At 59.7% G+C, this 25,501-nt stretch carries 25 protein-coding genes; 2 read left to right on the top strand and 23 right to left on the bottom strand.

Annotation, left to right across the window (positions count from 1 at the left end; all coding sequences use genetic code 11):
- Positions 1–8: 8 nt before the first annotated feature.
- The 7 genes from ACFQZG_RS02975 to ACFQZG_RS03005 form a co-directional block, all read right to left on the bottom strand.
- Complete coding sequence (locus tag ACFQZG_RS02975) at positions 9–1,061, bottom strand: BMP family lipoprotein (RefSeq protein ID WP_378149833.1); 1,053 nt, start codon at positions 1,059–1,061, stop codon at positions 9–11.
- A gap of 233 nt (positions 1,062–1,294) precedes the next feature.
- A complete protein-coding gene (spoIVA, locus tag ACFQZG_RS02980) occupies positions 1,295–2,773 on the bottom strand; it encodes a stage IV sporulation protein A (protein ID WP_378149835.1) in 1,479 nt (492 codons plus the stop codon).
- A gap of 227 nt (positions 2,774–3,000) precedes the next feature.
- A complete protein-coding gene (locus tag ACFQZG_RS02985) occupies positions 3,001–3,753 on the bottom strand; it encodes a hypothetical protein (RefSeq protein ID WP_378149837.1) in 753 nt (250 codons plus the stop codon).
- A gap of 24 nt (positions 3,754–3,777) precedes the next feature.
- On the bottom strand, positions 3,778–4,137 hold the full coding sequence (locus ACFQZG_RS02990; protein ID WP_378149839.1) for a 2Fe-2S iron-sulfur cluster-binding protein: 360 nt from the start codon (positions 4,135–4,137) through the stop codon (positions 3,778–3,780).
- Positions 4,134–4,730, bottom strand: coding sequence for a nucleotidyltransferase domain-containing protein (locus ACFQZG_RS02995; RefSeq protein ID WP_378149840.1), 597 nt, complete (start codon positions 4,728–4,730; stop codon positions 4,134–4,136). The genes ACFQZG_RS02990 and ACFQZG_RS02995 overlap by 4 nt, the downstream gene beginning before the upstream one ends.
- Positions 4,731–4,765: 35 nt before the next feature.
- Complete coding sequence (locus tag ACFQZG_RS03000) at positions 4,766–5,059, bottom strand: 2Fe-2S iron-sulfur cluster-binding protein (protein WP_378149842.1); 294 nt, start codon at positions 5,057–5,059, stop codon at positions 4,766–4,768.
- 30 nt (positions 5,060–5,089) lie between these two features.
- Positions 5,090–5,305 (bottom strand): DUF2768 family protein, encoded by a 216-nt coding sequence (locus tag ACFQZG_RS03005; RefSeq protein WP_378149843.1) that lies wholly within the window; start codon positions 5,303–5,305, stop codon positions 5,090–5,092.
- Positions 5,306–5,525: 220 nt separating this feature from the next.
- On the opposite strand from ACFQZG_RS03005, the gene ACFQZG_RS03010 reads away from it, so the two are divergent.
- A complete protein-coding gene (locus tag ACFQZG_RS03010; RefSeq protein ID WP_378149845.1) occupies positions 5,526–5,993 on the top strand; it encodes a hypothetical protein in 468 nt (155 codons plus the stop codon).
- Positions 5,994–6,080: 87 nt separating this feature from the next.
- On the opposite strand, the gene ACFQZG_RS03015 is transcribed toward ACFQZG_RS03010, so the two are convergent.
- The 15 genes from ACFQZG_RS03015 to ypeB form a co-directional block, all read right to left on the bottom strand.
- Entirely contained in the window at positions 6,081–9,842 is a 3,762-nt protein-coding gene (locus ACFQZG_RS03015; RefSeq protein WP_378149847.1) for a CARDB domain-containing protein, read from the bottom strand.
- A gap of 97 nt (positions 9,843–9,939) precedes the next feature.
- On the bottom strand, positions 9,940–13,719 hold the full coding sequence (locus ACFQZG_RS03020; protein ID WP_378149849.1) for a phospholipid carrier-dependent glycosyltransferase: 3,780 nt from the start codon (positions 13,717–13,719) through the stop codon (positions 9,940–9,942).
- 181 nt (positions 13,720–13,900) lie between these two features.
- A complete protein-coding gene (locus tag ACFQZG_RS03025; RefSeq protein ID WP_378149851.1) occupies positions 13,901–14,167 on the bottom strand; it encodes a stage VI sporulation protein F in 267 nt (88 codons plus the stop codon).
- A 99-nt stretch (positions 14,168–14,266) separates the two neighbouring features.
- Positions 14,267–15,319: an NAD(P)H-dependent glycerol-3-phosphate dehydrogenase gene (locus ACFQZG_RS03030; RefSeq protein WP_378149852.1), complete on the bottom strand. Its 1,053-nt coding sequence runs from the start codon at positions 15,317–15,319 to the stop codon at positions 14,267–14,269.
- Positions 15,309–15,926 (bottom strand): glycerol-3-phosphate 1-O-acyltransferase PlsY, encoded by a 618-nt coding sequence (gene plsY / locus ACFQZG_RS03035; RefSeq protein WP_378149854.1) that lies wholly within the window; start codon positions 15,924–15,926, stop codon positions 15,309–15,311. Before plsY ends, ACFQZG_RS03030 begins: the two co-directional genes overlap by 11 nt.
- 12 nt (positions 15,927–15,938) lie before the next feature.
- Entirely contained in the window at positions 15,939–17,261 is a 1,323-nt protein-coding gene (gene der, locus ACFQZG_RS03040; RefSeq protein ID WP_378149855.1) for a ribosome biogenesis GTPase Der, read from the bottom strand.
- 72 nt (positions 17,262–17,333) lie between these two features.
- Positions 17,334–17,516 (bottom strand): capping complex subunit for YIEGIA, encoded by a 183-nt coding sequence (locus ACFQZG_RS03045; protein WP_378149856.1) that lies wholly within the window; start codon positions 17,514–17,516, stop codon positions 17,334–17,336.
- Entirely contained in the window at positions 17,509–18,435 is a 927-nt protein-coding gene (locus ACFQZG_RS03050) for a YIEGIA family protein (protein WP_378149857.1), read from the bottom strand. Before ACFQZG_RS03050 ends, ACFQZG_RS03045 begins: the two co-directional genes overlap by 8 nt.
- On the bottom strand, positions 18,432–19,061 hold the full coding sequence (locus tag ACFQZG_RS03055) for a hypothetical protein (RefSeq protein ID WP_378149858.1): 630 nt from the start codon (positions 19,059–19,061) through the stop codon (positions 18,432–18,434). Before ACFQZG_RS03055 ends, ACFQZG_RS03050 begins: the two co-directional genes overlap by 4 nt.
- A gap of 145 nt (positions 19,062–19,206) precedes the next feature.
- Complete coding sequence (gene rpsA, locus ACFQZG_RS03060; RefSeq protein ID WP_378149859.1) at positions 19,207–20,439, bottom strand: 30S ribosomal protein S1; 1,233 nt, start codon at positions 20,437–20,439, stop codon at positions 19,207–19,209.
- Positions 20,440–20,577: 138 nt separating this feature from the next.
- Positions 20,578–21,165, bottom strand: coding sequence for a lysophospholipid acyltransferase family protein (locus ACFQZG_RS03065; RefSeq protein ID WP_378149861.1), 588 nt, complete (start codon positions 21,163–21,165; stop codon positions 20,578–20,580).
- Between the two features lie 3 nt (positions 21,166–21,168).
- The gene (cmk, locus tag ACFQZG_RS03070) at positions 21,169–21,870 is read right to left on the bottom strand and encodes a (d)CMP kinase (RefSeq protein ID WP_378149863.1); all 702 of its coding nucleotides are present in this window, start codon (positions 21,868–21,870) and stop codon (positions 21,169–21,171) included.
- 131 nt (positions 21,871–22,001) lie between these two features.
- The gene (locus ACFQZG_RS03075) at positions 22,002–22,205 is read right to left on the bottom strand and encodes a hypothetical protein (protein ID WP_378149864.1); all 204 of its coding nucleotides are present in this window, start codon (positions 22,203–22,205) and stop codon (positions 22,002–22,004) included.
- A gap of 59 nt (positions 22,206–22,264) precedes the next feature.
- Complete coding sequence (locus ACFQZG_RS03080) at positions 22,265–22,918, bottom strand: flagellar brake protein (protein WP_378149866.1); 654 nt, start codon at positions 22,916–22,918, stop codon at positions 22,265–22,267.
- Between the two features lie 126 nt (positions 22,919–23,044).
- The gene (gene ypeB, locus ACFQZG_RS03085; RefSeq protein WP_378149868.1) at positions 23,045–24,400 is read right to left on the bottom strand and encodes a germination protein YpeB; all 1,356 of its coding nucleotides are present in this window, start codon (positions 24,398–24,400) and stop codon (positions 23,045–23,047) included.
- A 68-nt stretch (positions 24,401–24,468) separates the two neighbouring features.
- On the opposite strand from ypeB, the gene ACFQZG_RS03090 reads away from it, so the two are divergent.
- Complete coding sequence (locus ACFQZG_RS03090) at positions 24,469–24,732, top strand: hypothetical protein (RefSeq protein ID WP_378149869.1); 264 nt, start codon at positions 24,469–24,471, stop codon at positions 24,730–24,732.
- On the opposite strand, the gene prsW is transcribed toward ACFQZG_RS03090, so the two are convergent.
- Positions 24,722–25,411 carry a glutamic-type intramembrane protease PrsW gene (gene prsW / locus ACFQZG_RS03095; protein WP_378149870.1) on the bottom strand — a complete coding sequence of 230 codons (690 nt, stop codon included), beginning with the start codon at positions 25,409–25,411 and terminating at the stop codon, positions 24,722–24,724. The two genes, ACFQZG_RS03090 and prsW, sit on opposite strands and share 11 nt — an antisense overlap.
- Between the last annotated feature and the right edge of the window lie 90 nt (positions 25,412–25,501).

Consider the following 25,501-nt stretch of genomic DNA (forward strand, 5'->3'; position numbering starts at 1 on the left):
GCAAGATATTATTGAAGCGGGTTGTTGACGACGATCGTCCCTGCCACAATATCATCATTGATCTTCTTCAACTTGTCAACGTTCGCTTGTCCGATCGCGTCGTTAAGCGGCGATTTGCTTTCTTTGTTGACGAAAGTCAAGCCTACTCCGCCTTCTTTAAGCCCGTAATCGCGAACGCCGTACGAGAAGTTGCCCGCTACGAAATCTTTAACCGTCTCGTATGCGACGGCATCCGTGCCCTTCAGCTGCGCGAGGATGACTTGTTTGCCGTCCGTGTTGTCCGTGTCTTGACCGGAGGTGAAGAAGCCTTTCTCGCCCGCCGCTTCGAACACGCCCAGATCGCCTACCGCGGACATGCCCGCTACGAAGTCGGCGCCTTGGGAGTTTTGCAGAAGCGCGAGTTCTTTCGCTTTCGCCGGATCCGTGAATCCGCCTACGTAACCTACCAGAACTTTGATGTCCGGGTTAATAGATTTCGCGCCTTGCTCGAATCCGCCCGTATACTTCTTCATCAGCGGAATGTCGACCGCGACGACGTTGCCGACCGTACCCGATTTGGATACGAGAGCCGCTGCCGCGCCGAGGAGGTAAGAAGCTTCTTGTTCGCGGAACGCTACGCTGCGAACGTTCGGAAGGTCGACGACCGTATCGATGACGGCGAACGCCTTGTCCGGGAATTCGGGAGCGATCTTCTTGAGCGCGTCCTCGACTTGGAACGTGGACGTGATGATCAGATCGTAATCGCCCGCGGCGGCCGTTCTAAGGTTCTGTTCGATGGAAGCCGGGTCGGTGGACTCGATCGTCTTGACTTCGACTCCGAATTCTTCCCCTGCTTTTTTGAAGCCTTCATCCATAAGTACGAAGAATGCGTTGACGCCGATCGGCTCCGGCGTGACCAACGCGATTTTCAGATCTTTCGCGTCCGCGGACGGCGATGCGCCTGCGGTGCTTGCCGGCGAGCTGGCGCCCGCGTTTTCGTTATTCGAATTTTTCGATCCGCAAGCCGCAAGAAGCCCCCCGAGCAATACGAACGTAAGAATAAGCAGTAACGGTTTTTTCATCTGAACACTCTCTCCCATGTCGTTAGTTTCTCTCTCTTTTTTATATCCTAGTGTATTAGTCGGTTTTTGTCAAAACGATTGTGCGATATAGATTAGATATTTCCCTTATTGTGTGACAGATATGTATCTATCGGGTTCGCTCTCTTGACATTCGGAGAATCGGAACGCGAACCAAAAACGCGAAGCGACCCGGGTCCGAGAACCCTGAATCGCTTCGCGTTCGATGATCTTCGTTACAGAATGATGGCGATCAGACCGCCGGAGCCTTCGTTGATGATGCGTCCGAGAGTCTCCTGCAGCTTGTAGCGCGCGTTGTCCGGCATCATCGCGATCTTGCCCTGGATGCCTTCCCTCACGATGGAATGGAGCGAGCGTCCGAAAATATCGGAATCCCAGATCCGGATCGGATCCTTCTCGAAGTCTTGCATCAGGTAGCGCACGAGCTCCTCGCTCTGCTTCTCCGTCCCGATAATCGGCGCGAACTCCGATTCGACGTCGACGCGGATCATATGGATCGACGGCGCCGTCGCCTTCAGCCTTACGCCGAAGCGCGAGCCTTGGCGGATGAGCTCCGGCTCGTCGAGCTGCATCTCGGCGAGGGACGGAGCGGCGATGCCGTAGCCGGTCGTCTTGACCATCTCCAGCGCTTCCGCGAACCGGTCGTATTCCCGCTTCGCGTGCGAGAACTCCTGCATGAGCTGGAGCAGGTGGTCTTTGCCGCGGATTTCCGTGCCGACCACTTCGGTTAGAATTTTATCGTACAATTCGTCCGGCGCGAACAAGTCGATCTCGGCGACGCCTTGACCGAGGTTCATTCCGCTCAGACCGGCGCGAGAGATGAAATCGTATTCGATGAATTGCGATACGACGCGATCGACGTCGCGCAGGCGGCGAATGTCCTTGACCGTCTCGCGAACCGAATTCTCGTAGCTCGAACGGAGCCAATGGTTTTCGTTGAGCACCATGACCCAGCTCGGAAGGTTGACGTTCACTTCGTGAACCGGGAATTCGTACAGCACTTCCCGCAGCACGCCGAACACTTCTTCCTCGCCCATCGTCGCCGCGCTGAGCGTCAGCACCGGAATATCGTATTTTTGCTGCAGCTCGCTGCGCAGCGCCAACGCTTCCTCGGATTTCGGACGCGAGGAGTTGATGACGAGCACGAACGGCTTGCCGACTTCCTTCAGCTCGCTGACGACGCGCTCCTCGGCGCCTATGTAAGCGCTGCGCGGAATTTCGGCGATCGAGCCGTCCGTCGTCACGACGACGCCTAGCGTGGAATGCTCCTGAATGACTTTGCGGGTGCCGATCTCGGCCGCTTCCTGGAACGGAATCGGCTCTTCGAACCACGGCGTCGTAATCATGCGCGGCCCGCTCTCGTCCTCGAAGCCTTTGGCGCCTTCTACCGTGTATCCCACGCAATCGACGAGACGCACGTTCACTTCGAGCCCTTCCGCCACCTTGAGCTGCACGGCGTTGTTCGGCACGAACTTCGGCTCCGTCGTCATAATCGTACGCCCGGCGGCGCTCTGCGGCAGCTCGTCGATCGCGCGCACGCGGTCCGCCTCCAGAGCGATATTCGGCAACACTACGGTTTCCATGAACCGTTTAATGAAGGTCGATTTGCCCGTTCGGACGGCACCAACGACCCCGAGGTAGATGTCGCCGCCGGTGCGCTCGGCGATATCTTTGAAAATGTCCACTTTTTCCACTGAGATTCCCTCCCATCGTAATCGCGAAACGTTTCGTGACCCGCCTGCTGGGCGGAACTCGTACACGAATTTGGACTGGTAACATTGTATGTGCGAACGCCGCGATTATGACGAAGCACGTACAAAATGTTTGCCATACCGACGTACGGCCGCCGGCGCCCCTATTGTTTCCCTCCTGAGCATATGAAAAAAGAGAGAGACGTATGTCTCTCCCTTTCGGAAAAAGTTCATTGCTGCTTCAAGGGCTTCGCGATCGGATCGACCGCTTGCGGAGCGCCGTCGACGTACCGGTATTCGGTCGATTTGACCGGCACGTAATAGGAAGCGTCGATCAAATACCGGCGCAGATCGGCGTCTCCCGTCGGCGTCGACTGCGATTTGTTCATCGCCGTGGCGATATCGATGCCGTAATCGACGTATACCCGTCCGGCGGCGTCCATCATCAGCGGAAGCGGCTGGTTGGAGTAGACGCTTCTTACGTCGGGCTCGTCCATGCCGAGCTTCTCGAAGTCGATGCCGACCAAGCCGGGGTAAAGCTGGTTGCCGGCAGGGAGTCCCCCTCCGTTAGCCATGAAGTATTGCTCGACTTTCTTCCGCACGTCGCTCACTTGCTGGAACGCGACGAGGTCGAGCAGCTTGACCAGAGGCTTCGTCTCCTCGTCGATGACGATGAATTGGAAGCGGCCGCCCTTCTCGAACGCGATCGGGGGCACGCTGCCCAAGTAGTCCGTCCGTTGAAGCTTGCCAAGGTCGATCTTGTACTTCTCGTAGAGCGGCGTCGCTTCATCCGCGTTCTCGATCGGTAGCACGCCCGTCTTCTCGTAATAGCGGTCGATGGCGTCCTGCACGTTCAGCACCGACTCGCGGGCGGTCGCCTGGCCTCCCGGCGTATTGTCGTCCGGATACATGCACCCGGCGAGCGCCAGCATCGCGATCAGCATCGCGACCGTCGCGGCGCGGGATATCGCGCGAATGTTCATCGTTGTAATCCTCCTACGTTACGGCTATCGTAACCAATCGTCTTCTTCCTGCTCCTCGAGCTTCTTGCGGATCGCCGCCTTGAGCGGATCCTCCGGGACGGTCACCGAGACGTCCCCGACGACGCGCGCCTGACAAGACAATCGCATGCCGGCATCCAGCAGCGGCCCGAGCTTGCGAACCTCGGCATTCGTCGGCGGCGTCAAGAACCTTGCCTGATCGGGCGCTACGTTCACCTTGCACATGAGGCAGCCCGCAACGCCGCCGCAGCGGGTGCGGACGCCCGCGTTAGCGCGCTTCGACGCGTCGAGCAACGACGTGCCGGGTCTCGCTTCGACCGTCTTGCGGGCCGGAAGGAACGTCACGACGGGACGCTGCCGGCTCATGGCCGCCCCTCCTCGTTGCCGCCTTGCGCCATCCGCAGCGCCAGTCGCGCGACGTCGTCCGACAGCCGATTCCGCTCGATGAGCAGGAGAAGCACGGGCATGTGCCTCGAGGCGTCCGCGGCGATCAAGTTCCCGATGACCCGCGCGCGGTCCATTCGGTCGCGCAGGATGTTGAAGATCAACTCGTGCCCAAGCGGGATGAGCTTCGCGCTCGCGCCGCGCACGGCCGAGTCGTCGGCATGCGGATAGAGAGCGAGTTCCACTTCGGTCCGGTACGTCGATCCCGACGATGAAATGCGAAAGTCTCCGACGAGCTCGACGACCGTGCCGGACACTTCGTAGTGCGATAGCACCGAGCGGTAGATGTCCGTCTCGTTGTCCGCGGGACCGTCGATCGCGTGCGTCGACAGCTTCGCGTGCAGCGCCGGAATGGCCTCGCGGTCCGCGTACACGTCCAAGTCGCGGGGCTCCCGGTCGAGATTGGCCCCGCGCAGCGCGAGGCCGGTGCTTCCTCCGACGACCCAAGGGACGCCGCAGCCGTCCAGCAGCTCCGCCAGACGGACCAGCGCGGACAAGGGCTCACCGGTATGCATGCAAGTCACTTCCATTCTGCTTGTTGATGGATCGATTAGAAATACGGCTTGTTCTTCGCCGCGATCGTGCCCGCCTGAGCGACGACGGCTTGGCAGCCTAGCCGGTAGCCCGCTTCCAGCTCGTCCGGTCCGAGGCGTTCCCACTCTTCGTCGGTCGATTCGGCCAGCAGAGAGACCCCCTCGGTAACGATGCACCTGCACTTCGCGCACGTTCCGCGCGAGCAATTGTACAGCCAATCGATTCCCGCGTCCTGGGCGAGCTTCAGCAACGTCGCGCCGGTCGTCGGCTCGATCGTCGTCGTTCGTGTTTTTCCCGTTAGCGTAATCAATCCTGTGTCCCTCCGTGATGCGTTCATGAATTATACGATCGATAAAAATCCGCAGATCATTCCGTAGATGAGCATGACGACCGCGACGAGCGTCAGGACGAGCTTCACCCAGCCCTTCGTCTTGTTGCGGGCGAACGTAATGATGAGCGCGGCCAGCACCATCAGGCCGATTCCGATGAACGATACCCACATTTTGTCCATCGGGTTCAGCTTCGCTTCCGCATATAGTTGAATCATCGCGAACATTGATGTTCCTCCGCCCTTGTCCAAGTCCCTCAAATGCACAATATTATACCACTTTCCATGCGGATCTGACAAAATCGCGGGCGTTCGGACGACGTTTCGGCGGCGATTGTCACAGGGAAGACAAAATGATTATTACAGTACTGGGTAATGCAGGAAAACGACAGGCCGCGTAGAAATAAAACAAAGCTCGACAATATTCTCCTACGGATTGGGTGACGATGTGGAAAATCAAACGAACGACCGCTTCGAGGTGCAGCTGAGACCGGAACTGGCTCCTCCCGAGGCTTCTCCTCAGCAAACGATGGGCAAGGTCGCGGCTCTGGCGGCCGTCGCCGCCTTGGTCGGGGCGATCGCCTGGGGCTTGATCACGTTCTACAGCAACACCGAGATCGGCGTCTTGGCGTGGGCGATCGGCGGACTCGTCGGACTCGGCGTCGCGTTCGCGGCGAAATCGCAGCTCGCGCAAAACCACCTTGTCGTCTCCGTCGCGTTCGCGCTGGCGGGAGTCATCGGAGGCAAATACCTCGACTTCTATCTAAGCGTCAAAGAAATCGAAGACGAGCTGGGCATCAGCTTGGACGGCGCCGTCAGCTTCGGCGACGCGTTCGGCGGCTACGATATCCTGTGGATCGCCCTCGCCGCCATTACGGCGTGGACTCTCCCTAAGAGGATGTCCGGCCGGTTCTAGTTATTGGCTTCCAGCAAGCGCAAAAAACGGCGGTTCGGGATCATACCCGGACCGCCGTTGTTGCGATTGCGCCGATCGATTACGCGCTTACCAGTTGTTGCCCGACAGCTTCGTCACCGTGAAGTTCGGGCTGCCGCTCGTGCCGTAGATCGCCTGAACGCCCGGATTGTTGATCTTCACGTTCGAGAAGCTGGCTCCGCCGACGACCGGTCCTTGGCCCTGTTCCGCGCTGACGACGAGCTTGATGCCGTAGCGGGTCGGGTTATTGATGTTGATGTTCTCGAGGCGAATGTTTTGCATGGCGAGGTTTTCCGGCGATTTCGTCTGGAACATGACTCCGAAGTATACCGGATTATTGATATCCACGTTTTTCACCAATATGTTCTTCAAGGCTCTGTCGCCCCCGAAAATCCAAATCGCGCCGAAGTTCTGATAATCGTTGATCTTGTCGTCCGCTCCGACGCTGGTCCAGAAGTCTCCGCCCGTACGATCGAGCGTAATGCCGTCGAACACGGAATCTTGGTCGCCGAAGCCGAGCGTGTTGTAGCCGAAGCTAAGGCTGCTGATCGTCAGTCCCGGATACGTGAGCGTGTCGGCTCCGTACAGGTTCTGGTACAGGTTGCCCGATCCGCCGTACGCCGCGAACGCGGCTGCGCGCCGGACGGCCGTCGCCGTCAAGTTCTTGTACACGTTGCCGACGTTATAAGAGCCTCCGGAATCGATGGCGCTGAACAGCGCGAACGAGTCGTCGCCGGTGCCGCGCGCGTAGTTGTTGTCGATGACGTTGTACGACGAACCGTTCGTCATGTTGATGCCGTCGGCGAACATATTCTTGATGCGGTTGTCCTTGAACGTGTTATAGGAGGAATTGACGCCCCAATACAGGCAGACGAAGTGTTCAGCCCACACGTTCTGGATCGTAACGTTCTGCATGCCGTTGCCGTCGATGAACTTGCCCGGTCCGTCCGTTCTGTAGATATAGTTGCCCCACGCGGACAAGTCCTTGATCGTCGAGCCGTTCGCGGTCGAGGCGATGTTGAAGCCGACGTCCGTGTTCGTCTGGCTTGTCGGCGCGACGAGCTTCGTATGCCATGGACCGGCGCCGATGATCTCCGTCGCGCGTCCGTACACGTAGATCTTGGAGCCGATCTCCCAAGTGCCCGCCGGGATGAAAATCCCCTTCTTGTTCGCGTCCTGACGGAACTCGTTAAGCGCCTGATCGATCGACTTCGTCGCGGACACTTGCACGTACTTCGTCGGATCCGGGTTGGAAGCCGCCGGCGCGACGTTCTCCGTCTCGATCATGTCCACGTAGATCCAGGACACGTCGCCCGCGTCCTTCTGGATCTTGATCTTCGTGCCGACCGGGTACACCTGGTCGAGCATGAGCTGGGAATCCTCGTACAGCCAGTAAGCTTTGGTTCCCGAATTGTCATAGCCGAGACGGCCAAGCGTCGTCGGGGAGGCGTACAGGTACGAGAACTTCGACGTGACCGCGAAGTTGCCTTTGTCGGCTCCGTTCGCGTATACGCTGACCGTGCCCGTCGTATTCTCCGCGACGGCGTTGCGCAGCACGAGCGCGTTCGCCGGGGCGGTCAACGTGAACTCCACGTACTCACCGTTCGCGTCGAGATAGACGGCGGAACGGCCGGATGCTTCGCCGGCGAAGTCGCCCGGCGTGAAGTTAGGCGCAAGCTTCGTTCCGTTCGTGGCGTTCGCCGAAGACTCGGCTTCGAGAACGGTGAACGGCATGTTCGCGCCGCGTCCCGAATAGAGGCTCGCGGTGCTCGTATTGTTCGCTTGCTTCGTCGCGACTTCGTTCGCGTCGGCGGCGACGGTCGTCGCGACGGAGTAACTGCCGTTAACGGCAATCCACGTGCCGACGGCGACGTTAACCGACGCGCCCGCGGCGATCGTGCCCGAATACGAGCCGGTCAGCGTCTGGATGGTCGCTCCGGCGGCGTTCTTCAGCAGAACCGTTACGCCGTGCGCGCCGCCTGCCGATGCGATCGTGCCTTGGTTCTTCAAGTTAACGTTGAAGGCGACCGTATTGCCCGCTGACGGATTGCTAGGCGTCCAACTGACGTTGCCGATCAAATCGGACGTCTGCACGGGCGCCACGACGAGCGACAAAGCGTTCACGTAGCTATTGTTCGACTCGTTCAGCTCGACGACGGCGTTCGCCTCGTCGACCTTCGCGGACACCGCGTACGTGCCGGCATCCTTCGCGCCGATGTTCGCGGAGACGTTCGCGTTCGCGCCGGCCGCGAGAGCGCCGACCGGAGCGGAGCCGACGAGCGTCGTTCCGAGATAGAAGTTCACGGTCGAAGCGGCGGACGCCGCCGTGCCGTCATTGCGCACGTTCGCGGTCAGCGTGATCGCGCTCGTCTCGATCGGAGACGCAGGCGACCATGTCGCGCTCGTAACCGTCAAGTCCGGGTTCGGCGCCGCCGTGCCGTACACTTGGAATTCCGCCACTTGGCCGCTAGGCGCGCCGGTATTCGTCGTGATCCGGAGTCTCACTTCCCTTGCCGTTCCGGATACCGGGATGGAGACGCTGTTGCCAGTGGCCGGGTTGAACGTATAGGTCGCCGCCGAGACGAGGTTCGAGAAGCCCGACGCGGATTGCTCCCTGCCTAGCACTTGGATCGTCTGCGTGCGCGTCGCCCAGGCGTTGTCCGGGTTCAGCTTCAAGACGACGCTGGACAGATTGACGTTAGCGCCGAGATCGACCGTCAGGTCGCTCGGATGGCCGCTGCCTTCCCAATAAGTCGACGTCGAGTTATCGTTGGCGTTCGTCGCGACGAACGTGTGGACGGTCGACGTCGCGGTGATCGTCTTGCCGATCGCCAGATTCGAGCCCGGCGTCGGTGTCGGCGTTGGTGTCGGGGTTGGCGTCGGGGTTGGTGTAGGAGTTGGCGTTGGTGTAGGGGTTGGCCCGATATAAGCGAGCGTCAAGGTGTCGAGGTTAACGTTGCCGGAGTCGCCCGGATCGTACTTATACGTAATCGTGTTATTGCCCGCATTCAGCGCGACCGTCTCGGCCACCGTGGACCAGGTATCCCAGTTCGCGAGATTCGGGAGAGTCGTCTGCTTGATTTTCGTACCGTTGACGTACAGACTGACGTTCTTCGCTCCGCCGGACGCGTTCGCGTACTTGAGCGTTGCGGCGTGGTTGCCCGCCGAAGCGGCATTCACCGTGAACTGCGTCGTCGCGCCTTGGGTCCAATACCCGTCTACGAAGCCCGAGCCGGAGTACCCGGCATGGTCCGTGTTCGTCTTCGCTCCGCCGGATAACGCCGCCGACTCGGCTTCGTAAGTGCCGTTCGGCGTCGAAGTCGCGGGGTTGCCGATGACCTCGAACTCGGATAGTTGTCCCGCCGGCCAGCCCGTATTCGCCGTGAACGTAAGACGAACGTAGCGGACGTTGTTGGCCGTTACCGGAATCGTTACCGTGTTCGCCGAGGACGGGTTGAACGTATAGTTGGTTGCCCCGGCGATATTGTTGTAAGTCGAATCGTTCGAGCTGCCCGCGATGGCGATCGTCTGCGAACGGGTTGCCCATGAGGTCGAGTTCGGCAGCTTCAAGACGATCTGGTTAATGTTCGAAGCCGCGCCCAGATCGACCCGAATCCATTGCGGGAACGCGTTGTTGGCGCTCTCCCAGTACGTCGACGCGTTCCCGTCCGTGGCTCTGCCCGGATCGTAGACGTCCGAGTAGCCGGAAGCGGTTACCGGCTTGTTCAGCGCCAAGTTCGAATCGGCGTAAGCGACGGACGCGTATAGCGGAATCTGAACGAATAACAGAATGAGTGCCAGAACCGACAATCTGAATCGCTTGTGCAACATAATTTACCTCCTTCGAATGGGTGAATGGAACGACGAGTGACCTTGCATGCGTGCGCGAGACCGCTTCAGCTTCGATCGACCACCTCCCCTCAGAGGATTAGAGACTTATGATCCAACTCTTATACCATTTCAGCGCCTGGACGACGTAATCTCTGTCGACTTCCGCGCCGGCGAGAATCGGGTAGAACATCGCGAACAAGCAGGCGGCGATCGCGGCGTAAGCCCCTATCCCGTAACGAAGCCGGAACGAAGGCACTCGCTCGGCGATCGAGCGCAGCGCGTATACGCTGCATAATACGATGAACGGAACGCTCGCGTAGAAGTGATAGATGAACGTCAATCGGGAGACGAACATCCACGGAACGAGCTGCGCGGCGAGGCCGATCAGCAGGAACGAAACCTCAAGGCTGCGATCCTTGAGAAGCCGAAGAGCCATATAGACGGCGGCCGCGGAACCGATCCACCAGACGGCCGGGTTGCCCATGAGCACGATGCTGACGACGTCCCCGGCGTTAGCCGCTTGCCCTGCGTACGTCCACACCGGGCGTTGGATGAGCGGCCACTCCCACCAAGACGAAGAGAACGGATGCGTGGCGACGAGATCGCTATGGTAATTGAACATGTGCTTCTGGTAAGCGACGACGTCCGCGATGCCGTGGCCCGGACCGGGCAACCGCAGAAACGGAATATAGCTCGCGAAGTAGACGGCCAATGGAACGAGCGCGAACAGCCCCGCCGTCCAGGCGAGCGTCGCCGCGTACCGGCCGCGCGGGAAACGCGAGGAACGCCAGACGAGAAGCAGCGCGACCGCGATGCCTAATCCCGCGTACAAGCCGATCCACTTCGTCGCGATCGCCATGCCGATCGCGAGCGCCGACACGGCGAGCGGAACGAGCGTCCGACGCATGCTCGCCTGCTCGATGACGGACTGGCGGTAATATTCGTAAACGGCGTATGCGGACAGCGCGATGAAGAAGACGGCGAATACGTCGACCGTGCCGATCCGCGAGAGCGAGAAGCGCATGAAGTCGAGCGCGATCAACCCTCCGGCGAGGGCGGCGAGGTCGGTTCTTCCGAACATTCTCTTGCCGAATACGTAGAGGAGCGGAATCATCAGCGCTCCGAATATCGCGCCCATGAACCGCCAGCCGAACGGATTCATTCCGAACAGGGAGATTCCGGCGGACATGATGACTTTGCCGAGCGGCGGATGGGTCGTCTCGTACGGTTCGATGCCGTGAGCCGTCTCGTAAGCGGTGCGCGCGTGATAGATTTCGTCGAAGTACATCCCGTTCTTGTACGACGGCCTGCCCGGAACCGAATTCGGCTCGTCTATCAAGGTGGCGTCGCCCGACGCCGCCAACAAGATCGGCTCATTGCGGGAGTCCCGCAGCGATAGCTCGTAGAACATCGCCGCCGCACCCGTCGCCGGAGCGCGCAGCCGAACGGCGCTCGCTTCGAAGCCTGCTGGAACGCGTTGCCATTGGAACACGGTCCCGTCGCTCGCTTGTATCGTGAGCGCCGGCATCCACGTCGCTCCGTCGGTCGTCCGTTCGAGCTCCAAGCTCCCGTTGCCAAGACCCGCGTAGACGAGAACGTCGGCTACGTACTCCGTTCCCGGCAACGAGAATTCCGCGTATTGACCGGCCGCGGGCTTCCAGGCGGTATGAGGCGCATCGGCCGATCCTAGGCGATACAAGCCGATCGCTCCGCCGACGAGCGTCAGGACGACCATGAAGAGCGCGTCCTTGCGCGTCAGCTTGCGATCGCTCGCCGGCAAGGAGTCGCCCGCTTGCCGGGCAGCGTTCTCCTTCGCGGGGAGCGGCGGCTTGACGCCTTTCCTCGCAATCGGCTTGCGCTTCCCTGCCGCATGCGCCGATTGGCCCTTCGCGGCGTCGGCAGCGACCGGAGGTCCCGACAATCGCCAGCTCTCGTAAGCAGCCCATCCGGCAAGCGCGACTTCCAGCAGCGAGAGCAGCCGGAAGAACCCGTCGTCCGATGGCACGTAGTACGACTCGCGCAGCCCGAAGTCGAGCACGTACGCGATGTTCGCGAATTGAACGAGAGAGAATGCCGCCGCGATCGCCCTCAGCTTGACGGATTCGACGAATACGCAAGCGAGCAGCGCCAATACCGCCGCGATGAATCCGTACCGCTCGTGCATACCGCTGCGCAGCGTGAAGATCAGAACGGCAATCAATAACGCGACGACCGGAATGCCGATATCCGATCGGCCATTGGAGCGGAACCTCCGGTCGATTACCGCGGCGTACGCGACGATCGCGATCGTCAACGCGTTGCTCCACGCGTTGACGGTCATCGGTCCGATCCAATGGCCGTTCGTCGTGCCGTTCAACCCGAGCAAGCCGTAGACGTTCGCCGCGTTCAGCGACGCGTAAGGATAGCTGGCGAACATGGCGCGGTAATGCTCCCATAATCCCGCAGGCTCGCGCAGCGCCTCGAATGGCAATACGAGCACGATGAGCGCGCCTATCGCGCAAGCGGCGGATATCGCCCACCGCTTCGCCGACTTCTCCCGCCAGAGGACGAACGCGAGCAGCGGCGCCAATACGACCGCTTGGGGCTTCACGAGGCAACCGATCGTCAGCCACAGCGTCGCTGCCGCGGTCCTTCCGCCCATGAGCGACAGCACGAACAGAACCAGCAGCAACGCAAGGACGGAATCGACTTGCCCCCACAACGACGAATTGACGATCAGCATCGGATTGCATGCGATGAACAAGGCGAGCGGCAGCGCGGCCGACGCTCCGAACCGCTTCGCCGCCAGCCGGGCGAGCATGACGGATAACGCCACGTCCGCAGCGATCGCCGGCAGCTTCAGCAGCAGCCAGGCCGCGGGACTATCGCCGGTTAATCCGAATGCCGTCCGCAGCGCTCCGAGCGCATAGAGCACGTAGATGTATCCCGGCGGATAGTCCGCGAACATCCCTTCCGCGAAGAAGCCGTTCAGTCCGCCCCCGTACGCGCGGTCCGCCCATGCGCCGAAGTCGAGCATGTCGATCGGGTGGCCCTTGATCGTCATGGACAACCCGATCCGGAGCAGCGCGCCGACAACGAAGATGACCCCTAACGACCTCGCGATCGTTCCTTCGTCAGTCGACAACCTAGCCGGCAGACTCCTCGACGGTCGCGCGACATAGGCGGCGCCAAGAAGCAATCCTGCGAAAGCGAGGGCATAGGCGATCGCGGCGTATTCGGCCGGAACCTCGCCCGCGGCGCGTTGTTCTCCGCCGGCGGATACTTGCGAAGGCTGTTCATTCGCGTCGAAGGCCGACCAGGCCGCCCCATCCGGCGGCGCTTCTCCGAGTTCTTCCATCGCGAAGCCGCTGAACTCGGCCGATCCGGCCGCTAACGCGCCGTAGCCGCCGAGCCGCAAGGCGATCGTAAGCTCGGTCTGTTCGGCTCCCGACTTGCCGACGTATTCGATCGGCACCCACTGTCCGTCCGTATGTAGGAAGTCCGCTGAAGTGTCGATTATGCCCAGAACGGACAGGTTGGCGCCTTTCTCGGCCCCCGGAGCGACCTCCGCGCGCACGTACGCGCTTAGCCGATAGAACGTATCGGGCTTCACCGCGACGGATCGGATCCATCTCGCGTCGTTCGGCTCGCGATTCATAACCTTCGCGAACGCTCCTCCGTCTGCCCCGCCCGAACCGATGATCTCCAGCACGGAAGCTTCGCCTGCCGATAAGTAACCGTCTTGACGCCAACCTTCCGGCTGGCCGGCGGCGTCCGCCGCGAATGCTCCGTTCACCTCCATCGGACGCCCTGATTCCGCCGCGAACGTCTCTCTTCCGAATACGCATACGCTCGCGAGCAACGCCAACGCAAGGACGCCGACGAGCTTTCTCCTCATGCTCCCACCTTCCATCGTCTCGATCTCCTTTATTGTAGTTTGATAACGCTTTCATTTACAGGTGCGTTCTTAACGGGAATAGGTGCATTATTACGGATCGTGGCGCAACGTTCTCGCACGGTCCCCGAATGTCAAAAAACCGCCCATCTCTGAGCGGTTTCCGAACGATTGCCATCGAACGTTACTTTTTGACCATCATCTTGATGAGAGATTCGAGGTTGTTCAGGTTCATGCCGCTGCGTTTTACCGCGCTGACGATTTCCCTCACCGTGTCCTCGGATACCGGAACTTTGGCGACCGCGGATACTTGTTTGATCAGCTGACGGATTTGGGCTTCGCTTTGCATCGTGCCGGCGTTGACGCCGCCCGCGATTTTTTTGATCTGGTTCTCGGAGATGTTTTTGCCGGTTTTTTTGTTCACCGCGCCGAGTAAATCTTTCTTGTCCATACTTCCCCTCCTCCGGGATTTCGCTATGTATCCTATGAGGAGGAGAGGAGAAAAGTGTGGGCAACCGAGTGGCGTGACGCTCGCGAACGAACCCGCTTGCTATTTCCCGCGCAGCCAATTGTCGCGCGACGCGGTGGCGATTTCTTCGATCTCGTGCGTGCGCACGCGCCCCATCAGAGCGCCGACGGCTTGCTCCGGCGAGGTGCCCTCGAACAAGACGGCGTACAGCTGCTCCGTGATCGGCATTTCGACGCCGAATTCGGCCGACAGCTCGCGCGCCGCCTTCGTCGTTCTTACGCCTTCGACGACCATGCCGATGCGCGACAGCACTTCGTCCAGCGGAACGCCTTGCCCGAGCAGCGAGCCCGCGCGCCAATTGCGGCTATGACGGCTCGTAGACGTCGCGATCAAATCTCCGACGCCGGCAAGACCCGCGAACGTGAGCGGATTCGCTCCCATGGCCGCGCCGAGCCTGGCGATTTCGGCAAGGCCGCGCGTAATGAGCGCGGCTTTGGCGTTATCCCCGAAGCCTAAGCCGTCGGTCAATCCGGCGCCTAGCGCGATGATGTTCTTGATCGCCCCGGCCGTCTCGACGCCGATCAGATCCGGATTCGTGTAGACGCGGAAATACGAGTTGTTGATGAACAAATCCTGGGCGGTATCCGCGCAAACCGTATCCTCGGAGGCGACGACGACGGTGGTCGGCTGACGATTCACGACTTCCTCGGCATGGCTCGGTCCCGACAGCACGACGATGGTGCCTTCGGGACGATCCAATTCCTCCGAGAGCACGGTAGACATGCGCTTCAGCGACGCCAGCTCGAAGCCTTTGGTCGCGTGAATGACGATCGCGTCCTTCGGCAACAGCGGCGCTACCTGTTTCGCGACGTCGCGCATCGCGGACGACGGAGCGACGAACAGCACGGCTTTCGCTCCGGTCAGCGCTTCCTTCAAGTCCGTCGTCGCGCGAATGCCGTCGGGCAGCGAAGCGCCCGGCAAATATTTGTCGTTCGTACGTTTGGCGTTGATCTCTTCCGCTTGCGCCTCGTTGCGCGTCCACAGAGCGACCTCGCAGCCGTTGTCCGCCAGCACGCGCGCCAATGCCGTCCCCCAGCTTCCGGCGACGAGTACGGCAACTTTTTTATGCACCATGACGCACACCTTTCTTGCCGCTGCCCAGCTTGTTCTCCGTTCCATTCAGAAGCTTCACGATGTTTTTCCGATGGCGCAGGATCGCGATAGCGCCGACGAACGAAGCGCCCCAGATGAACGGAGCTTCGTTGCCGAACGCCGCGACCAGCACCGGAAGCAGCACGGCCAGCACGAGCGAGCCGAGCGATACGTATCGCGTCAACGCGATGATCGCGATCGCGGTCAGACCGGCGATCAGCGTCGGCAAGAACGCCCAGACGACGAGCGCGCCGACCGTCGTCGCGATGCCTTTGCCGCCCTTGAAGCGGAAGAAGATCGGCCAATTGTGGCCCGCGATGGCGGCGAGGCCGCACAGCACCGGAATCCAATGGTTGCCGTCCCCGAGCCAATATCCGATCGAAGCCGCCGCCGAGCCTTTGGCGAAGTCGAGCAGGAACACGCACAGCGCCGGGCCTTTGCCGAGCACTCTAAGCGTATTCGTCGCGCCCGCGTTGCCGCTGCCGTGCTGGCGAATGTCGATCTTCCGCAGCCATAGCGCGAACAAAATGCTGAATGAAATCGAACCTAACAAATAACCGAGTACGATAGCGACAATAGATGCGAACAAATCCGGTCTCCCCTATTCCTGATCCGACTTCCTGCGCGTGAATAACCTGAGAGGCGTGCCCTCGAACGCGAACGCGGCGCGAATCTTGTTCTCCAAATACCGTTCGTAAGAGAAATGCATCAATTCGGGCTCGTTGACGAAGATAAGGATCGTCGGCGGCTTGACGGCCACTTGCGTAACGTAGTTGACCCGCAGACGCTTGCCTTTGTCCGTAGGCGGAGGCGTCATCGCCACCGCGTCGGAGATAATGTCGTTGAGCACGTGCGTAGGAACGCGCATCGCATGCTGCTCCGCTACGCGATCGATGACGGGGAACAACTTGTTCAGACGCTGCTTCGTCTTCGCGGACAGGAAGACGATCGGAGCGTACGTCATGAACAGGAAATGGTCGCGGATCGAATTCGTGAACCGCTGCATCGTCTTATCGTCCTTGTCGACGACGTCCCATTTGTTCACGACGAACACGGCCGCTTTGCCGTTCTCGTGCGCGTAGCCGGCGATATGCTTGTCCTGCTCGATGATGCCTTCCTCGCCGTTGATGACGACGAGCACGACGTCCGCGCGTTCGATCGCTTTCATCGAACGCATGACACTGTATTTCTCCGTGGATTCGTACACCTTGCCGCGCTTGCGCATGCCCGCGGTGTCGATCAGCACGTACTTCTGTCCGTCCTTCTCGAACGGCGTGTCGATCGCGTCGCGGGTCGTGCCCGCGATCTCGCTGACGATGACCCGCTCTTCTCCCAAGATCGCGTTCACGAGCGACGACTTGCCGACGTTCGGCCGTCCAATGAGGGCGACCTTGATGACGTCGTCGTCGTACTCCTCATCCGTCGTCGCGGGAAGCTTGTGCACGGCCGCGTCGAGCAAATCCCCGATGCCCGTGCCGTGCGCGCCGGACAGCGCGACGGGGTCGCCGAAGCCGAGCGAGTAGAATTCGTAAATATCGTCCATCCGTTGCAGGTTATCGACTTTGTTCACGGCCACGACGACGGGCTTGCCGGAGCGGAACAAAATTTGCGCGACTTCTTCGTCGGCGTTCGTGATGCCTGCCTTGGCGTCCACCATGAAGACGATGACGTCCGCTTCCTCGATGGCGAGCTCGGCCTGCACTCTGATCGAACGCAGCAAGCTGTCTTCTCCATCGATCTCGATGCCTCCGGTATCGATGACGCTGAACGAGCGTCCGATCCATTCGCCGGTGCCGTAGATGCGGTCGCGCGTAACGCCCGGTTTATCTTCGACGATCGCAAGCCGGTCGCCGATGATCCGGTTAAAAATCGTAGACTTGCCCACGTTCGGCCTGCCTACGATCGCAATGACGGGTCGTGCCATACATTCACTCCTCAATTAAAAACACTCACAACTTTCATCATAACAAATAATCGACGACTTGGCTAACTTATCCTACGATTTTCGATTCACGATAATAAACAGATCCTCGTGCACTTCGTGCGCGGCGCAATCGAGCACCTTCTCGAGCAGGTGGGCCATATGCTGCAAATCTTCCCGGCTACCCGCGACGAAGATCGGCGCCCCGCCTCCGACGCTATCCTTGTCGGTCGTAACGATGCCGATAATGTTAGCCATGCGCGCTTCCCTCCGTGCTCTTGCGGTTCGCTTCCGTCGGCATGCGAACGGCCGCTTCCAGCAGCGGCACCCCGGACACCGCTTTGAACGCTTTGTCGGCATCCTTCTCCCGCGGCAGCACGAGCAACCCGAGCTTGCCGCTCTTCAGCCCGAGCTTGCCGAGGGGCAGCAGCGCGGGATCCCCGTCGTCCCGGTATACGCCCAGCCGCGTCGAGACGTCGTGCAGTATCGCTTGCCGCTGGCCCATGTTGGCGATCGTCACTTTGGCGTTGTCGTTCTTCGGCGTCAGGATGAAGCCCATCCCTTCTTCCCGAATGATGTCCCGATTCTCGTCCAACCCGACGTTCATCATGTAGACGTCGCCTACGTACAGATTCGGACCGTCTAGCCGCACTTCCGCCCGCTCGACGTGCGCGATATGGGCGATCGTCGTCCCCCTCATGAAGCGAAACACGACGGCGATCGAGAACGCGCCCGCGATCAATCCGCCCCACCATTCGAACAACATGACGCACAAGCTGACAAGGAAGGCCGCGAAGATGGCCAAGTAGTTCCGGCCTTCGAACACGACCGCGATCCCTTCTATGTATGCCGCCCCTCGCGGCACGAGCTCCAGATGATCGATGGCGGTCAACGTGCTCCGCTCCATGTTGCGCACCTCGCGGAACTGCTGCGCGGCAAGCGCGAGGAACGTAATCGCGGTGTAATCTTTGTCGTATAACGCCGGAACCGCGACCGCGCCGAGAGCGCCGGCGATCAGCCCTAACGCGATATGAATGATTCTACCGTGAGGATAGGCCGGATATTGCCTATAATCGCTGCGCAGCATGAGCAGACGGGCCGCCACTCCGAAAGCAGTTCCCATGATGACGCCCGTTAAATCTTGATGCTTCGCCAACCATTCGAACCCGTTACTCATGAACGCTCCCCTCCTCTTTTCCAGCCGAAGCGATGTTCCTGCGGACTTTTAAGCTTCCCGAACGCTAGGATGACCGCGACGCATAGCCGCGCGAACAGTACGGCGATCCACCAATTTCTCATCCACTCCAGCGACTGTCCGCCGGTCGGCATATCAGAGCGACCGATCGCGACGGCGGTTACCCCTTCGCTTAGCGCGATCGCGACCGATAAGGAGAGCAGCTGCGACGGAGCGTCCTTGAGCAGAACGGCGGCCAGCCCGCCGATTAAGATCGCCGCCCCCCATGGAGCGGCAACCTTGGACCAATCGAACGGGTAATACGAGATGCGATGCAACAGCAAATAGATCGAACCGAACAACAGGCCCGCGGAGACAGACGTCCACCTCCAAGACGCTTCCATTTTCCAGGCTACCGCGAAGATCAGCGCAATCGTCCAGACCCATGCGCCTTGCAGCGATACGGATGGAGTTAGCGGTAAGCTCCATCCCATGAACAGAGGCCAACCCGACAGGAAGAACGCCACGGCTCGATGCGGAATACCGCCCGCCGCTTCTTCCTTCCAGCCGCTCCACCATAGGATGACGGTCGCCAGCCATAAGATCACCGCTCCGAATACGGGCGACATCTACCCACCTCCTTGCGCTTAGTATGCGCCGGAGCGAAAGGAAACCATGCCCTGATAACCCTGCTTAATTAATGCCGATTGCAGGGAAGAGAATCTAAGAACGCAAAAAAACCCGCCACTAGGGCGGGCTCCAAGGCGGAATGCCTTATTTGAATTTGCTGAGCTTGTCGCCGAATTTCTCGCCGAGGTTGAAGCTCATGTTCTCAACAGGCGGAAGATTCGTCTCTTCTCTTGGCTGGCGCGGACCGCGCGGACCGCGGGATTCGCGCTCTTCGCGCTCCGGACGGGCAGGAGCTTCTTCGGTTTCCTTGATGGAGAGCGACACGCGCTTCTCCGCAGGATTGAAGTCGAGCACCTTCGCCTTCACTTCTTGGCCTTCTTTCAGTACTTCGAAAGGAGTCGCGATGTGACGGTGCGCGATTTGGGAAATGTGAACGAGACCTTCCACGCCCGGAGCGATTTCGACGAATGCGCCGAAGCTCACGAGACGTTTCACGACGCCCGTTACGATCTCGCCGATCTTGAATTGACCGGAAGCGGATTCCCAAGGACCCGGTTGAGCCGCTTTGATGCTGAGCGAAATTTTGCCGAGGGACGGATCTACCTTCAGCACTTTCACTTTTACGCCTTGGCCTTCGGATACGACGTCGCTAGGATGCGCGACGTGCTGCCAAGCCATCTCGGATACGTGTACGAGGCCGTCGATGCCGCCGATGTCCACGAACGCGCCGAACGGCGTCAGACGCTGTACGGTACCTTCGAGAACTTGACCCGGTTGCAGGTTGCCCATGATTTGTTGCTTGTTCGCTTCGTAGTCGGCATCCAGAACTTCCTTGGCGGACAGGATGACCTTGTTGTTCTCGCGGTCGATTTCTTTAACCTTCACGCGAAGCGTGCGGCCTTTGTAACCGGCGAAGTCTTCTACGAAGTGACGCTCGACCATCGAAGCCGGGATGAACCCGCGAACGCCTACGTCCGCGACCAGGCCGCCTTTGACGACGTCGGTAACGATGACTTCGAATGCCGTGCCGGCATCGAACTTCGCTTGCAATTCGTCCCACGCGCGCGGGCTGTCGATCTGGCGCTTGGACAGAACGAGCGACTCCTTCGCGTCGTTGATGCTGACGATCTTCGCTTCGACTTCTTGGCCGATCTTCACGGCATCCGAAGCGTTGTCCAAGTTAACGGACGACAGTTCGCGAAGCGGAATCACGCCGTCGTATTTATACCCAAGGCTTACGTACGCTTGGTTATCCTCGATTTTGACGACCGTGCCTTTGACGGTGTCCCCTTTCTTCAAGGTCACGAGATTCTCCAATGCGTCTTGAGCCGCCGGTTCGGCGGCTGCCGTTTCCTGGACGTTGATTTCTTCAGACATGAAAATTACCTCCTCAGTTCTACCCCAACTTTATTTAAACCCGCTGTGCGGTGCTTAAATCAACTTCATCCGTAATTATGAGAACCAATTAATACCTCTAGTATGAGGGATTGCCCCGCGAATCATGCATGCGTCCGACTAGGACGCGGGCTTGCGCGTCTCGACCATCTCGCGAATGCGAGCCATGATGAGCTCCGTCGCGGCTTCCATGCTCTCCGAGGTGCCTTGCTCGACGAAAGGCGCCATGTCGATCGGAGCGCCGTATACCGCCATGATCTTACGGAAAGGACGGTAGTCTCCGACGATCGCGACGGGCACGACTTGCGCCTTGGCGCGAATCGCCATCGTCACAGCTCCCCGCTTGCCCATCCCGACGTTCTCGTTCCGGGTGCCTTCCGGGAAGATCCCCATCACTTTGCCTTCCTCGAGCAACGAGATCGCGGTCCGAATCGCTTCTTTGCTGACGCCGCCGCGTTTCACCGGGAACGCGCCGAGCGATCGGATCAGCGGACCGAGCAGAGGAACCTTGAACAATTCGGCTTTGGCCATATAATGAACCTTGCGAGGCACCCAAATGCCCAAGCTGATCGGATCGAGCAAGCTCTTATGGTTGCTGCAGAGCACGACCGGCCCGTCTTTCGGGATGTTGCCGACGCCCCGCGCCTCGAACCGGAATAGCAGCAAGCATAGCATCCGGGCGATTAGCCTGCAAATGCGGTATAACATAATTTACTTCTCCTCCGTCGAAATGGTTCGCGCAACGGCAAGTCCCCATTGAACGATTTCTTCGGCGACCTCGTCTATCGATCTGCCCGTCGAATCGATCAAGCGGGCGTCGGGCGCGCGAAGGAGAGGAGCGAATTCTCTTTCTTCATCCAGCCTGTCGCGTTCGGAAATTTCCCGCTCCAGCTGATCCAGCGTAATGCCGGGTTCCGGACCGAGCTCCTTGAATCTGCGAGTCGCGCGTTCCCTCGGCGTGGCGGTCAGGAACACCTTCAGCTCGGCGTCCGGCAGCACGTGCGTGCCGATATCCCGTCCGTCCATGACGACGCCCTTGGCAAGCGCCATGCGGCGTTGCAGGTCGGCCATCTGTCTCCTGACGCTCTCGAGCCTGGCTATGTAGGATACGTTGCGGTTAATGTCCAACGTACGAAGCTGCGGGCTGACGTCTTGTCCGTTGACGAGAACGAGTTGCGCTTCCTTGCCCGGAAGCAACACGATGTCGAGGGCGTTGGCCAGCTTGCCGACGCTCGCGTCGTCGCCGAGATCCAGTCCGGCCTCGAGCGCCTTCAGCGTCACCGCGCGGTACATGGCTCCCGTATCGACGTAGATGTATTCCAAATCCCGTGCGACCATTCTGGCTACGGTGCTCTTGCCCGCTCCGGCAGGTCCGTCGATCGCGATATTAATTCTAGCTGCTCTTCCACTCATAAGCGAACAACCGGCCTCCTACGACTCAAGCGACACGACCGCGGAAGAAAAAATAGGCAGGCTCTGCCTGCTTGCGATCGAGAAAATTATACCACAGCGATTGGCGAGATGCAAAAAACAAGCCGCGCCCGTCAAGGCGCGATGCTCGGGAACGGAACGCCTTCCGATTCGTCCGTCGTCGTCAGCAGGTAACGCGCCGCGGGAATTTGCAGCACGGCCTGCGACAGAACGAGCAGGACCGCCAAGACGATGATGCCTCCGCGAATATAGCTTTCGATACGGTCCGACCAAGCGGAGAATGTCGGCTCCGGATTGCGATCTTGTTGTTCCCTCATGCGATCCTCCCGGCATCGAGGCCGGCGGATCGCGGGACGCGGGTCGCGAGGGCGGCCGGCTATTCCTTGCGTTTGTCCAACTGGCGTTCGAAGCAATAACGAATGATTTTTTGTTGATCCGAATCGGCGATCTCCTTGAACCGCATCATGACGAGATGCCTGTCCGGCTCGACCGGCATGACCCGGACGACTTCGCCGTCGAAGCCCGCGTGAGCGATCGATCCGCTCTTGTAGCTGAGCAGCAGCCAGCAATTCAGTACCGAAGTCGGCACGATCGGCCACTTCCGGTCGCAGACGAACGAGACGCCGCCGCCGCCCACGTCTTCGGTTATGGCGACGAACCGAAGCTTGTCCCCGATCTTGACGGCCAACTCCAGGTTCGCTTCTACTCTAAGGAAGCTGCGGCGCTGGTCCTTCGTAATCTCGTCCAATTCCGGCTTGCGGATCGAGACGAGCCGTACGCCGTCCGTGCGGAATCCGGTTACCTGCGTGGAGAACAGATGCTTGACGCCTTCCGCGGTGAAGAAATACAGTTGCAGCGTCTCGCCTTGCTGCGCGCGGTAATACCGTCTGCTCTTCTCGTCGAGCGGGACTTCGATGTAGATGTTGCCCGCGTCGAGATCCGCCACGCGGGAGCGGAGCGTGATCGCCGGCGCGCCTTCCTGTTCCGCGGCAGGCTGTATGTACATCGTTTGATTGATTTTCGGAAGCACCCGCAACCCTCCAAGGCGACAATGATCGGTAAATGTTACCGTTCCATTATAGCATGGCGTTACAAGGTTGAATACGGAAAGAGGGACTGCGCGACCGTATCGTACGGCCGCGGCAGCCCCGCCTCATTATTTGTAGATCGGCTTCGCCGAATCCGGGATTTCCTCGATCGTCTCTTCCAAGCCGTTGTCGGCGTTCATGAATATCCGGTAATCGCGTTCGTTGATCTGCCCGACGAACTCGTGGCACAGCACCAGCTTCCGCATCCCGTTCTCGATGACGGACAGCCGGTATTCGCGCACCCGGAAGTCGCCGTTCAATCCGGCTTGCGCCTGCTCCTTCGTCGTCTTTGGCTTGCCGGGCGAGAGAAGCTTCGGCGCGAATACGTGGTCGGACGCCTGCAAGCCGACCGCTTCTCCGTTGTCGAGCGCGATGCGTACCGTGACCTTATCCGGATAGAACCGGACGTTGTCGATCGCCTTCACGAAGGTGAATACCGCCACGTGATCGTACTCGTCGTAAGTCACCGGCGTCATTCCCTTGTAACCGTGCCTTACCAGGAATTGGGACGCTTTGTTCCGGGCGGTGTCGAAGTTGAGCTTGCGGCTCTTCACGGCGCGAGAATTGATGAACCAGAGCAGTTGACCGCCCTTGCGGGTATAGTCCATCTGGATCGTCGAATCGCCGGAGCCTTCGATCGTCACGGAATAGGCGGGCAAGTCCGTCTTGCCTCCCGCGTCGGCGACTTTGGCGTCTTTGCCCGTGCCGCTCGCTCCAAGGAACTCGAGCGCCTTCTTCTTGATCTGGTCGGCGGTCATGTCGTTGCCCGTCAAGCCCTTCGAAGAACGGACCCGATCGGTTGACATCGCCGAAGGACCCCAGTCGTTCTCCGGGTATTCTCCCATCTGCTTGTCCATCGCCTTGAAGCCGTCGATGATCGTATTGTCGTGCGGCGTATTCTCGCTCGCCATCGCGATTTCGACGTCCATCCAGCGCAAGTGGTCGGAGATGACGGCGTCCTGAACGTTGCCGAGCTCCTTGTTCACGGATCCGGCCGTTTTGTACAGCGTCTTCATCATCTTCATCTCTTGGTCGGTCAACGGCTCCTTCGTCAAATCCCGGACCGCGGTCTGGTAGGCGAAGTTGTTGATCCGCGACAGGAACTGCTCGGCTTTGTTGAAGGGCAGCAGCGCGAGCGGAAGCTGGTTGATCTCGTTCTGCGCCTGGCTCGTCAGCCGCCAGATATTCACGAGGCCTTTGCGCTGCATGCCCTGCGAATTCGCGGACACCGCGAGCGTCTGCCCGAGCTCGTCGTAGAGACGGTCCATATGGTGGTTCAAGTCGTGAAACGCGCGCTGGTACTGATTCTCCGCCTTGATGAGAATCGCGTTCTTCTCTTGATGCTCCTGATAGCCCCAGACGATCGAGCCGATCAGTACGAGCACTGCGATCGGAAACAAAATTGAACTTAGACGTCTGTACATGCAAAAGCCGACCCCTTTCATTCCCAATCTTGCGGTTGACGTTAGTGTGGGAAGAAGAGATCGGCTTTATGCGCGGCACGATGGAACATCGCCCGTCTTTGGTCCGGCGGTCAAACGATTTCCTCTTCGATAAGGAAATCGTCCGCGTTGCTGCAGATGCACATCCGGAAGCCGGTATCGACGCGGCCCCGTTCCTTGCGCCCTCGCAAAATGAATTTCTCGTTGCATTTGTTGCACCGTATGACGACTTTTACCCTTTGCGTCAGCATGCGTCTCCCCCACTGTGCGCGATCGAATCTACGCCCAGTATGGACGAAACCGTTACGATTTAACCTCTTCCTCCCGCTTCAGCAGCCGAAAAGGCGAAACGGCGTTCGCCCGGTTGACGTGTCGGATGCCGCTGAACCAGAGCAAGAACATGAACGGAACGACGAGCCAGATCCAGGCTTGCGATACGGTCATCATCAGATAATCGTACAAACCGTGCCAGAGCAGCGGCAGCAACAGCGCGAGCGACAGATGCAGCCGAACGGCGCGGCCCTTCGAGAATTTCGCTTTGCCTAGCGAATATCCCATGAAGACGCCGAACAACGCGTGACCCGATACCGGGAGCAAGGCCCGCATCATGAGCGAACCGAACGAAGACGGCTGCAGGAACGCGTACAGCACGTTCTCCAGCGTGGCGAAGCCGAGCGACACCGCGACCGCGTAGACGATGCCGTCGTACGGCTCGTCGAATTCGGTATGGTTGAAGATGATATGGTAGAGCACGAACCATTTGAAAAATTCCTCGACGCCCGCGGAAATGACGAACGAGAACGTGAACGGGGATTCCCCCCACATCAGCGTTAAGCCGCGTTGCACGATCATGACGGGGAGAACGATCAACGCGCCCATCAAGAACAGCTTGGCGATCATCGGCAGCGGTTCGGTATCGTAACGGTCTTTCCAATAGAAGTACGCAAGCAGCGCGATACCCGGCGCGATCGCCGCGGCCAGCACGGACAGCATGATCGTCCCCCTCCTCTCTTCTCCCTATTATAACAGCAATGCGAGGCCGATAAAAAAAGAACATTTTGCGAAAAGAACCTCTTTTTCGCA

It is taken from the genome of Cohnella sp. GCM10027633, assembly GCF_042675445.1.
GTDB lineage: Bacteria > Bacillota > Bacilli > Paenibacillales > Paenibacillaceae > Cohnella.

Bases quoted from the DNA above. Each gene is read 5' to 3' on its own strand.
- ACFQZG_RS03065 (WP_378149861.1), bottom strand. From the start codon at position 21,165: ATGTTATACCGCATTTGCAGGCTAATCGCCCGGATGCTATGCTTGCTG.
- ACFQZG_RS03015 (WP_378149847.1), bottom strand. From the start codon at position 9,842: ATGTTGCACAAGCGATTCAGATTGTCGGTTCTGGCACTCATTCTGTTA.
- prsW (WP_378149870.1), bottom strand. From the start codon at position 25,411: ATGCTGTCCGTGCTGGCCGCGGCGATCGCGCCGGGTATCGCGCTGCTT.
- ACFQZG_RS03055 (WP_378149858.1), bottom strand. From the start codon at position 19,061: ATGTCGCCCGTATTCGGAGCGGTGATCTTATGGCTGGCGACCGTCATC.
- ACFQZG_RS03050 (WP_378149857.1), bottom strand. From the start codon at position 18,435: ATGAGTAACGGGTTCGAATGGTTGGCGAAGCATCAAGATTTAACGGGC.
- der (WP_378149855.1), bottom strand. From the start codon at position 17,261: ATGGCACGACCCGTCATTGCGATCGTAGGCAGGCCGAACGTGGGCAAG.
- ypeB (WP_378149868.1), bottom strand. From the start codon at position 24,400: ATGTACAGACGTCTAAGTTCAATTTTGTTTCCGATCGCAGTGCTCGTA.
- ACFQZG_RS03030 (WP_378149852.1), bottom strand. From the start codon at position 15,319: ATGGTGCATAAAAAAGTTGCCGTACTCGTCGCCGGAAGCTGGGGGACG.
- ACFQZG_RS03075 (WP_378149864.1), bottom strand. From the start codon at position 22,205: ATGAGGGAACAACAAGATCGCAATCCGGAGCCGACATTCTCCGCTTGG.
- ACFQZG_RS03045 (WP_378149856.1), bottom strand. From the start codon at position 17,516: ATGGCTAACATTATCGGCATCGTTACGACCGACAAGGATAGCGTCGGA.
- ACFQZG_RS02990 (WP_378149839.1), bottom strand. From the start codon at position 4,137: ATGAGCCGGCAGCGTCCCGTCGTGACGTTCCTTCCGGCCCGCAAGACG.
- ACFQZG_RS03090 (WP_378149869.1), top strand. From the start codon at position 24,469: ATGCGCGGCACGATGGAACATCGCCCGTCTTTGGTCCGGCGGTCAAAC.
- ACFQZG_RS02975 (WP_378149833.1), bottom strand. From the start codon at position 1,061: ATGAAAAAACCGTTACTGCTTATTCTTACGTTCGTATTGCTCGGGGGG.
- ACFQZG_RS02985 (WP_378149837.1), bottom strand. From the start codon at position 3,753: ATGAACATTCGCGCGATATCCCGCGCCGCGACGGTCGCGATGCTGATC.
- ACFQZG_RS03005 (WP_378149843.1), bottom strand. From the start codon at position 5,305: ATGTTCGCGATGATTCAACTATATGCGGAAGCGAAGCTGAACCCGATG.
- rpsA (WP_378149859.1), bottom strand. From the start codon at position 20,439: ATGTCTGAAGAAATCAACGTCCAGGAAACGGCAGCCGCCGAACCGGCG.
- ACFQZG_RS03020 (WP_378149849.1), bottom strand. From the start codon at position 13,719: ATGAGGAGAAAGCTCGTCGGCGTCCTTGCGTTGGCGTTGCTCGCGAGC.
- ACFQZG_RS02995 (WP_378149840.1), bottom strand. From the start codon at position 4,730: ATGCATACCGGTGAGCCCTTGTCCGCGCTGGTCCGTCTGGCGGAGCTG.
- ACFQZG_RS03025 (WP_378149851.1), bottom strand. From the start codon at position 14,167: ATGGACAAGAAAGATTTACTCGGCGCGGTGAACAAAAAAACCGGCAAA.
- cmk (WP_378149863.1), bottom strand. From the start codon at position 21,870: ATGAGTGGAAGAGCAGCTAGAATTAATATCGCGATCGACGGACCTGCC.